Source organism: Psychroserpens sp. BH13MA-6 (genome assembly GCF_052983595.1).
Map to the genome: position 1 here is coordinate 1 of NZ_JBRJGE010000026.1, position 2,491 is coordinate 2,491.

Annotated in this window: 1 protein-coding gene; it reads left to right on the forward strand. The window is 46.0% G+C overall.

Features of this window, described 5'->3' with window-relative positions:
• A partial coding sequence (locus tag ACU8DI_RS15255) for a fibronectin type III domain-containing protein (RefSeq protein WP_447113657.1) occupies window positions 1-2,491 on the forward strand: 2,491 nt, incomplete at both ends.

Genomic DNA, 2,491 nt, shown 5'->3' on the forward strand with positions numbered 1-2,491 from the left:
CAGAGGGTACTTGGGAGGTTGCGGTACAGCCGATTGGTACAGGTGAGCCAGTAGGATCGGGAGATTCAACGACAGACAATCCTTATACAGTTGGAGGATTAACAGCTGTGACGGATTATGAGGTATGGGTACGAAGTGATTGTGGTGCTGATGGTTTTAGTAACTGGACAGGACCTGTGAACTTTTTGACGGCTTGTGATGTCTTTGTTCCGGACTATTTAGAAGGTTTTGCGACGATTATTCCAAACTGTTGGGATGAGGCTAGTGATGGTGATGCTGCGAGTGGTCCTACGGGATTAGGAGCGGGAGACTGGGTTGCTGATGGCTTTCTTAATAATGGATTTTCAGGTGCCTACAAGATTAATTTATGGCAGGCAGCGAAGAGCGATTGGATTCTATCTCCACAGTTTGATTTAACAGGAGGTCCTTTTCAGGTAGACTTTGATTTTGGGATCATGCAGTTTGGTAGTTCTACTACGGCAGGTACGTTAGGATCTGATGACACGGTTGAGCTTTTGATATCTACGGATAATGGCGCGACATGGACGGTACTATTAACATGGGATAACACGAGTGTTGTTCCTGCTACAGGGACACAGGTTGTGTTCGATCTTACAGCTTATTCAGGCCAGACAGTACAGTTTGGTATTTTAGGATCAGAGGGTACTGTTGACGATACTGCTGATAACGATGTATTTGTTGATAATTTTAGAGTTCGAGCGATTCCATCTTGTCCAGAGCCTACGGGTCTGACAGTTGATGGCATCACAGACACGTCTGCAGATATCAGCTGGACCCCAGGCAGTTTAAATACCTCTTGGGAGGTTGTTGTACAGCCACAAGGGACAGGTATTCCAACAGGATCTGGTGTTTCAACGACAGACAATCCATATACGGCGATGTCTTTAACGCCAACCACAGGTTATGAGGTTTGGGTACGAGGAGACTGTGGTGTTGACGGGCTTAGTAGCTGGATTGGTCCAATAAACTTTATGACATTAAACACACCGCCACCACCACCAGTTGGAGTGACTTGTGCTACGGGGAACTCCTCGTTCATATTTACAGAGAATTTTGATCAGGATCCACCATCGGGTTGGACCGGGACGAACTTTGATGGTTCTAACGGTAACTGGCAGATTACAGCTGCAGGTGGCAACTCTTTTGGTACAGGACCAGCGAATGCTTATGACGGTGGTTCAGGGACACACCTTGAGTACGAGGCCTCAGGTAATGCTTCAGATATTGCATCTGCGATAAGCCCAGGGATTGATTTGACTTCTGCGCTTGACGGAGCTGAGCTTTCATTCTTTTTCCATGCTTTTGGAGATGATATGGGGACGCTCAATGTAGGTGTAGGAACGGATCCAGCAGGTCCTTTCACGAATGTATTTACATGGGCTGGTGATTATCAGACGGCAGATAGTGAGGCTTGGGTTCCAGTAGGGATCAATATAGACGCTTACCTTGGTCAAGTGATTTACTTAGAGTTTAGTTACGGCGGTGCTGGCACAGGCTTTGAGGGAGATATGGCTATAGATTTTATACGTGTTGAGTCTTGTGGTTCGTTCTGTATTCCCCCTAGTGGAATCACGGTTGCGAATATCACAGGTACGACTGCAGATATCAGTTGGACAGCTAACAGTGGGGAGACCTCATGGGAGTACGTTGTGGTCCCAGCAGGTACAGGCGAGCCTACAGGTCCAGGGACAACAGTAGGTGTACCATCGGCAGATATTACGGGTCTTAGTTTTGAAACGGCCTATGAGGTTTGGGTACGAGCAGACTGCGGAAGTGAGTTTAGTATTTGGTCAGGCCCTGTTAATTTCACTACGACGATTCAGACGAACTTTGATGTTGACTGTGCAGCTGGTCCAATAACAGGCTCGTTATGTTACGGCAACAATGATTCAGAGATATTTACCTATACGAGTTCAGATGGTTCGCCATTAAACTTTACGATTAACTTGGGTGAGATTGAGGGAGCACCGTTTGATTTCCTTGTAGTGTTCGATACCGATGGTACCGAGCTATACAATGGCGAGGGTAATGACGGCGACATCACAGGATTGACATTCCAGTCAACAGGAGATACGATTTCATTTCAGATTCAGTCAGATGGTTCTGTGAGTTGTGAGTCAGGCAGCTTCTGCTGTTCAGATGGTATAGATTACACGGTTGCTTGTGCGACATGTATTAATCCAACGGCGACCTATCAGGTGATAGACGACTGTGACAATGGCGATCAGTTCTTGATTGATGTGAATGTGACCTCATTGGGTGATGCCACATCATTAACCATATCAAATAACATAGACGCTACAACAGTTCCGGTAACTACTCCTGGCACTTATCAAATAGGGCCATTCCCATTTTTAGTAGATGTTGTAGTGACTGTGAGCAATGACCAAGATGTGAATTGTGTGATTAATAGTAGCCCGATACAACTATTGGCTTGTCCACCTGAAAATGACAATCCGTGTAATGCAAC